Source organism: Streptosporangium sp. G11 (genome assembly GCF_051192615.1).
Lineage (GTDB): Bacteria > Actinomycetota > Actinomycetes > Streptosporangiales > Streptosporangiaceae > Streptosporangium.
This window is the reverse complement of record NZ_JBPJUQ010000168.1, coordinates 1-7,360: the sequence shown is the minus strand read 5'-3', so window position 1 is coordinate 7,360 and position 7,360 is coordinate 1. Positions and strand designations below refer to the sequence as shown.

Below are 7,360 nucleotides of genomic sequence, written 5' to 3'. Positions count from 1 at the left end.
GCAGGCCCGCGGGGGTGGTGCCACCGCCGATGGCGGGTTCGGTGCCGTCGGTGTAGGTGGCACTGGTCGAGCGGCCGTCCGGAAAGTCCAGGGTGGCCGGGGTGGTTTGCCTGAGTGTCTCGCCGAACTCGTTGTACGTCGTCGTGGTGGCGTAGGTGTCGTCGCTCGCCGAGGACGAACGGGCATCGCGCGTCACGGTGCGCTGGTCGTTGCGGGGGTCGAACGGGTCGTCCTCGTTGACGTAGTAGGAGAAGTAGGCGGTGTCGCAGTTGTTCGCGGTGCGGCAGGTGCTCTGGCCGGTCAGGTTGCCACGCTCGTTGTGGAACAACTCGACGACGTTATCGTTGCGGTCGGTGACCTTCGCGAGATTGCCGCCGTTGTCGTACGCGTATTTGCTGATCTTGCCGAGCTGGTCGGTTTCGGACACGGTCCGGTAGTTGCGCTGGGCGTCGTTGACGTAGGTCAGGGTGCCGTTCTGGGGGTCGGTGACCACAGCGGAGGCGTTCACGCTGTCGGTTTCGTGGTCTTCCGCATACGTCAGCGCGCCCAGTTTCCAGACCCCGTCGTGGTTGTCGGTGTGGGTGAGCAGCCGTCCGCCGTCGGGGCTGAAGGTGTTGGTCGCCCAGGTTCGGCCAGAGGGCAGGGTCGCCGTCGTCATCTGGGGTTGTGCCAGCCGGGCGGCGTAGTGGGTCTGCACCTCCGCTAGGCCGAGGGGCTTGGCGTAGACGGCGACCTCGTCGATCTCCCCAGTGAAAGGGAAGGCGGCGGCGCTGGTGCCGGTGACGGTGGCGGGCCAGGCCGAGGAGGCGTGGCCGTACCCGACGCGGGCCTCGCCCTGGTCCAGGTGGGTGATGTCGCCGTTGAGCGTGCCGACGACCTGCCCGTCCAGGAACAGGGTCTGGGTGTTTTCGGCCCCGGTGAGCACCACGTGGTGCCAGGCGCCGTTGTTCACCGCGGTGGCCGAGGTGATCGGGGCGGTGGTGGCGGTGCGGAACTGGCCGCGCAGCTTGCCGTCGGTGCCGACGTAGACGGCCGGGGTGAAGTTGCTCTGTGTGGAGTTCTGGTAGCCGATGATGGTGCCCGAGCCTGTGGTCTTGAACCAGGCCTCGACCGACAGCAGTTCACCGCGTCCGTTGATCGCGCCGGAGGGCAGCTTCACGTAGGTGGAGGTGGCGGTGCCGGCGAAACGCATCGCGCCGTCGCCGGTCCCGGCCAGCGCGCCGGGGCTGGTCTTGGTGACGTTGTAGGAGGTGCCGGCGAGGGTGGCGTCCTCGTCGTCGATGTTCCAGTCAGCTGAGCCGGCGACCTTGTCGCCGAGCTTGGTGATCGTGTCGTTCAGGCGCCAGTATCCGGTGGGGGCGGCGTTGGCGATCACACTGCGGTAGCGAGAAGCGGCCGTGTAGGCGTAGACGGTGCAGGCAGTGCCCGCACCCGGCCCGCACACCTTCGTCAGGGCGTCACCGGTATAGGCATAGGTCCAGGTCAGCGGGGCGCCATTGACCGCGTCGGTGGAGACCGTCGTCACGTGGCCGCCGGTCCAGGTGAAGGTCAGCGACCGCCCGCCGGGCGCGGTGACCTTGGACAGTTTCCCGTCCGTTCCGTACGTCAGGTTCTGGGTGCGGTTTCGGCGGTCACTGACCTTGGTCAGCCGTCCGGCGGTATCGAACCAGTAGGAGGTGGAGGACTTGTCCATCAGCCGCCAGCCGCCACCGGCGACATCGGCCATGGTGGCGTACATGCCCGGTGGTGGAGCGTAGGTGCCGTCGCCCTTGGCCGCGAAGCGCACTTGGCGCCCGTCGGGGTAGGTGACCAGCAGCGTGGCGGTCTGTGGCTCGGGCAGTACCCGCATGTCCCAGCGGGTGCTCCAGCCCGCACCGAACGCCCCATCCACCCGGGGGTCAAGGCTGTTGTAGGTGCGGTTCACCGACAGCGGCAGCCCGGCCGCGGTGACGGCGGCATCGGTGACCGACTGGGTGTAGTTGCCGCTCACATGGTCGAAGCCGCGCCCGTTGGTGCCGGAGGCCAGCAGCGAGTTGATGGTGCCCTGCTCGGGTGAGGTGGTGAAGGTCCGCCAGGGCGAGGTGACAGTCATGGAACCACCGGAGGCCTCCACGTACCACGAGTAGGTCTCCCCCCACTTCAACTTCCCCGCCGGCACCTGCCAGCTCCACGACTGATCCCAGCCCCCCGACGCCTCACACCAGTCCCAGTTTCCCGGGGTGCCCTTACACAGCTGGAACCAATACGACACCGCCAGGGTGGGATCGCCCGGCTTGGCGTAAGCCGACAGGGTCGGTTTCAGGGAGCCGACCTGGGTGTTGTCCTCCGGCGAGGCCCACTGCCACAGCAGCACTTCCGTCTTCAGGGTCTGCCAGGCCGACCACGGGCCGGTCGGTGAACCGGTCGCCGCGGCCCAGCCCTGGACGCGCCACTGCACCGTCCAGCCATCCGACAACTCGCCTGAGGGCACGCCTATCCTGACCTGCGAGCCCGAGGCGGCGGACGCTCCTGTTCCTCCTGACCAGATCAGCCCGGTTCCCTGTTCCGGCACGGTCGGGGCATGGCGCACCTCCACATTCACGCCCACGGTCCGCCCCTCGGGGTCGGTGACCTTCGCCGACAGGCTCGGTGTCAGCGACCACGTCGTCGATCCCTCCGACGACGTCGTGGACGGGGTCACCGACAGGTTCGACACCGACGGCCTGGAGATACTGACCTGCAGGGTCTGCCAGTCCGACCAGGCGCCGGTCGGCGAGCCGGTCGCCGCGGCCCAGCCCTGGATGCGCCACTGCACCGTCCAGCCGTCCGACAGCTTCCCTGACGGCACGTCTATCCTGACCTGCGAACCTGAGGCGTTACCGGCGCCCGTTCCCGCCGACCAGATCATTCCGGTGCCTTGAGCCGGCAGGGCCGGGTCGTGGCGGATCTCCACGTTGATGCCCACGGTCCGGCCGCTGGGGTCCGTCACCTGTGCCGACAGGCTCGGCGTCAGCGACGACGTCACCGACCCACCCGGCACCGACACGGACGGGGTCACCGACAGGTTCGACACCGACGGCTTGGCGATGTTCACCTGCAGCGACTGCCAGGCCGACCACGGCCCCTCTCCATCACTCGCCGCGGCCCGTCCCTGGATGCGCCACTGCACCGTCCAGCCGTCCGACAGCTTCCCTGACGGCACGTCTATCCTGACCTGCGAACCTGAGGCGTTACCGGCGCCCGTTCCCGCCGACCAGATCATTCCGGTGCCTTGAGCCGGCAGGGCCGGGTCGTGGCGGATCTCCACGTTGATGCCCACGGTCCGGCCGCTGGGGTCCGTCACCTGTGCCGACAGGCTCGGCGTCAGCGACGACGTCACCGACCCACCCGGCACCGACACGGACGGGGTCACCGACAGGTTCGACACCGACGGCCCGGCCGCCAAGGCCGTCACCTGCGATGACTTCTCCGCAGAGGAGTCTCGCGCGTCTTTCGCAGCCGTACTTTCCGTACCGGAACGCTTGGGAAGAGGCGGAGGCGACTTCAGGCCGCCCTTGGCGGGCTCGTTCGTGAACCTATGGCGCTTCTCCAAAGGAACCGCGTCCTTGGGCGGCTTCGGAGCGCGTTTGGCCATCTCAAGGTCGGCTCGTGTCGCCTCAGCGGGAACCAAGGACGGTAAGCCAGTCGCGGAACCGGTCAATTGCTCAGGGGTGACCGGTTCGCCATCAACCAGCACGACCGGCCGCACCGCAGCCGAAGCCGGAAGTGCCTGAAACAACAGCAGGCCCGGCATCAGTGCGGCGATAACCGCCACCACCTGCCAGGCTCTACGGCCGATCGAACGCGGTCGCGACAGACTACGGCGCATACGCCGTCACCCTCCGAACAAGTCAGCGCGAGAGCCAACCGCTCCCGCGTTACCCCAGCCCGCCACCAGGCCCACAGCGGGGCCGGGGTCGACGGTTCGGAGCGCGCAATAAGCAAACGACTAGAAATTACCTATAGATCACTTAAATGCGCAAGATCTCCATAAGGAGCAAATAAAGGACGTGATGTCATGTTTCATCTGAAAATATACTGAACGCGCATATGTCTGACACCTGTGGGTAACCGAATCGGAAAGTCTAAAACTGACGCAGAGGTAGCGTGCAGTGACCTTCCGCTCAAACCGTGAGGTCTCCGGCCTGTCCGGGCGAAGGTTCCCTCGGATAGCGTCCGACCGTGCCCGTTTCGCGCGGATCGCGGCATGTCCGAATGTGGACGCAGGAGAGGATTCTCCGGTGACCTGCCACTCCCCGAATAAGCGGGGTTATCCGGGAAGTATGAGTACGGTCTCCCCGGATAACCTCCGGACAGGGGTAGGGCCAACGCCGAAAAACTCCCCCACTGACGGCTTGATCTCGCAGGCGCGAGGAGCACCTTGGGGAGACGTGTACTGCCGGCAGGCGTAGAGCCTTCCCAAACGCGGGCGCGGGGAGCACATCGTGCTGGCCACTCGACCCTGCCGAGGTCGGGACCATCCCCGCGCGGGATGGTCACGCGTGCGGCCAGGTCCTCACAGGAGGCCACGTCCTCGCGGGAGAGCACCACCGCCGGATGCTCATCGCGGCGACGGCGATCCATAACCTCCTCCCCCGTCGTCAGAGGCACAACGGCTGACCGATATGTTCAATCGCTTGACATGTTCACCCACTGAACAGATTCTCGGGATATGAACGCGAACGAGAACCCTCCCCCCTCGCGAAGTCCACGCGAGGCGGCCCTGCGAGCGCTGGCCCGGTGGGCTGGTCAGCAGTCGGAGATCCGGCCTCGGCTGATCGAGGCGGCCTGGCGCGCCGGGGAACACAACATCCGCGCGATCGCCCGCGCCGCCTCCGTCAGCCGCGGCACGGTCTACGCCGACCTGAGCGCCCAGGGCATCGACTACACCGACCGCTCGACACCCGCCGCGCACGAGGAGACCGTCACCACCTACTCCACCGGCTCCCACCTGCTGCAGGTCGTCCTGACCAGCTACGGCGTCCTGCACCGTGACCCTCCCGAGGAAGCCGGGTGGGCGGTGAATCTCACCACCGCGTTGCGCAATTCGCCTGATGACCCCGAGGTGCGCGAGCGGATGGTGCGGCTCACCGGCCTGGACGCCGAGGTCCGCGCCTACGTGCTGGAGACCCCCGGCGCCCTGGAGATCGTCGGCCGCACCGCCGACCAGCTGCGCACCCTGGTCGAGGGTTGGGGCAATCCCACCCACCAGATCGTCCGCGGCTTCTTCTACTGCCGGGGCGGCAGGCACTGTTCGGTCGCCATCGCCGAGGAGGTCGCCGTCTGGCTTCGGGCGGCCGGCTACGGCGTCGAGGTCGACCACCTCGACATCGCCAAACCCGTCGTCGCGTAACCCCATCCGCAGGACGAGAGAGGTCTGATCATGACTGCCGAGTGCATCTTCTGTGAGATCGCTGGAGGTCGAGCCTCAGCACGCGTCATCGCCGAATGGGATGACGCGATCGCCTTCGCCCCCCGCTCCGGTGGCGTCACCGCCGGGCACGTCATCGTTGTCCCCCGCCGTCACGTCGCCGACGTCGGCGTCGACCCCACCGTCACCGGCGCCGTGATGGCGCGGGCTGCCGAACTCGCCGCTCGAATGGATGCCGTGAATGTGATCACGTCCAAAGGTGTGTCGGCGACGCAGACCGTGTTCCATTTGCATGTTCACGTCGTCCCCCGCCGTCCGGGCGACGGGCTTCCGCTCCCCTGGACTCCGCAGCACGAAGCAGCGGCACGTACGGCCGCAGCCGAGGCCGACATGGCCGCGCCGCACTGGACCCTTGGAGAGGTCCCGGCCAACATCCGGCTCGTGTGCGCGCGGGAACCTCTTCCCGCGGGCCCATCGGTGTTCTTGGCCGGCCCCACTCCGGACCAGGCCGTCCCGGTCCCGTCCTGGCGACCCGACGCGATCAACGAGTTGTCCGCGCAGTGGGATGGAGACCGGCCGCTCACCGTCCTGTGCCCCGAGTCCCGGGGGCGCCGGCGCGCTGAGCGCTACGAGCACCAGGTCGACTGGGAGTCGGCGGCCCGGGACGCGGCCGGCGCGATCCTGTTCTGGATCCCGAGGGACATGAAGACCCTCCCGGGCATGACCACGAACGTCGAATGGGGCCTGGACGTCCGCACCGGCCGAGCCGTGCTCGGGTGCCCGCCGGACTGCCCGAACCCCGAGCGCAACCGGTACCTGATCCACCTGGCCCACCGCTACGCCGTGCCGGTCTGCGCCACCCTCCCCGACACCGCCACGGCGGCCCTCATGATCACAAAGGAGAAGATAGCTGAGGCCGAGGCCAAGCTGCGCACGGGCTCGACGGAGAAGGGCCGGACATGACCTACAGCGCCGCCCAGATCCACAACGACACCGCCATGCCCGGCGACAGCTTGCCAAGCGGCAAGGAAAGCGTGTCAAAAGCCCCGCCCCTAAGTTTTTTCTTGATCCTCAGGAGCACGTCGGACCGTAGCGAGGTTGTTCATCGACTACAGGACGTTGAGGTGGTCTTCGCCCAGCAGTCGCCCCCCAACGCCCGCTTACCTAAGTCACGAGCCTCCCACAACTGCCTTTGTATGTATTTCACCGCGCTCAGGGAGACTGTCCGGCCCCTCCGGCCCAAGCTGCCGAGGTGCGTTTCCGCGCGGTTCAGGTTCTGCTGAATCGGGTGCGGTAGAGCTCGGCGTAGATGTGGTCTTCGGCGAGTAGTTCCTCGTGCCCGCCGGATTCGACGACGCGGCCGTCCTGGATGGCGAGGATCCGGACGGCGTCGCGGATGGTGGCCAGGCGGTGGGCGATGACCAGCGCGGTGCGGCCGGCCAGAACCGTCTTCAGCGCCTGCTGTACCCCCGCCTCGGATCCGGTGTCGAGATGGGCGGTGGCTTCGTCGAGCACGACCACACTGGGTGCCCTGAGCAGTAGTCGGCAAGGGCGAGGCGTTGCTTCTCCCCGCCGGACAACCGGTGGCCTCGGTCGCCGACGACGGTGTCCAGGCCGTCGGACAGTGATCGAACGAGGCCGCCGGGCAGCGGAAGCGCACCTCGGCGAGCTCGGCGTGCCCGTCAGCCGACCCCGCACACCGGGCACGCATAGACGTCTGTCAATATAGACAGCGCATGACTTCGATAAGCATCTATGTCCGGAGGTCCGATGGAGCTGCTGCAGATCCTTGAGTGCAGCCCGCCGCTGGTCCGCGAACCCCTGGACGCCGGGCAGGCCGCCGGGATCGCGCAGGTGTTCAAGGCCCTGGGCGACCCGGTCCGGCTGCGCATCCTGTCGATCGTGGCCAGCCATTCGGGCGGCGAGGTGTGCGTGTGCGACATCACCGGCGCCTTCGAGCTGTCCCAGCCC

The 7,360-nt window shown here is 67.6% G+C and carries 4 protein-coding genes and 1 pseudogene; 3 read left to right on the top strand and 2 right to left on the bottom strand.

Annotation, left to right across the window (positions count from 1 at the left end):
- The coding region (locus tag ACSDR0_RS48590; RefSeq protein WP_435295777.1) for a DUF6531 domain-containing protein at positions 1-3,433 on the bottom strand (3,433 nt) is incomplete at its 3' end.
- Between the two features lie 1,257 nt (positions 3,434-4,690).
- Here ACSDR0_RS48590 and ACSDR0_RS48585 point away from each other — a divergent pair.
- Together ACSDR0_RS48585 and ACSDR0_RS48580 are read left to right on the top strand one after the other, a co-directional pair.
- Positions 4,691-5,371 carry a RapZ C-terminal domain-containing protein gene (locus tag ACSDR0_RS48585; protein ID WP_435295776.1) on the top strand — a complete coding sequence of 227 codons (681 nt, stop codon included), beginning with the start codon at positions 4,691-4,693 and terminating at the stop codon, positions 5,369-5,371.
- Between the two features lie 30 nt (positions 5,372-5,401).
- Positions 5,402-6,352 carry a nucleoside 2-deoxyribosyltransferase domain-containing protein gene (locus tag ACSDR0_RS48580; protein ID WP_435295775.1) on the top strand — a complete coding sequence of 317 codons (951 nt, stop codon included), beginning with the start codon at positions 5,402-5,404 and terminating at the stop codon, positions 6,350-6,352.
- A gap of 306 nt (positions 6,353-6,658) precedes the next feature.
- On the opposite strand, the pseudogene ACSDR0_RS48575 reads toward ACSDR0_RS48580, so the two are convergent.
- Positions 6,659-7,032, bottom strand: a pseudogene (locus ACSDR0_RS48575) (ATP-binding cassette domain-containing protein); the annotation flags it as partial.
- 127 nt (positions 7,033-7,159) lie between these two features.
- Between ACSDR0_RS48575 and ACSDR0_RS48570 the strand changes: the two are divergent.
- Positions 7,160-7,360 (top strand): ArsR family transcriptional regulator (locus ACSDR0_RS48570; protein ID WP_435293393.1); only part of this gene is annotated, 201 nt, incomplete at its 3' end.

What these genes read in the sequence shown, in the direction of transcription:
- ACSDR0_RS48585 (WP_435295776.1), top strand. Translation starts at nt 4,691, where the DNA reads ATGAACGCGAACGAGAACCCTCCCCCCTCGCGAAGTCCACGCGAGGCG.
- ACSDR0_RS48580 (WP_435295775.1), top strand. Translation starts at nt 5,402, where the DNA reads ATGACTGCCGAGTGCATCTTCTGTGAGATCGCTGGAGGTCGAGCCTCA.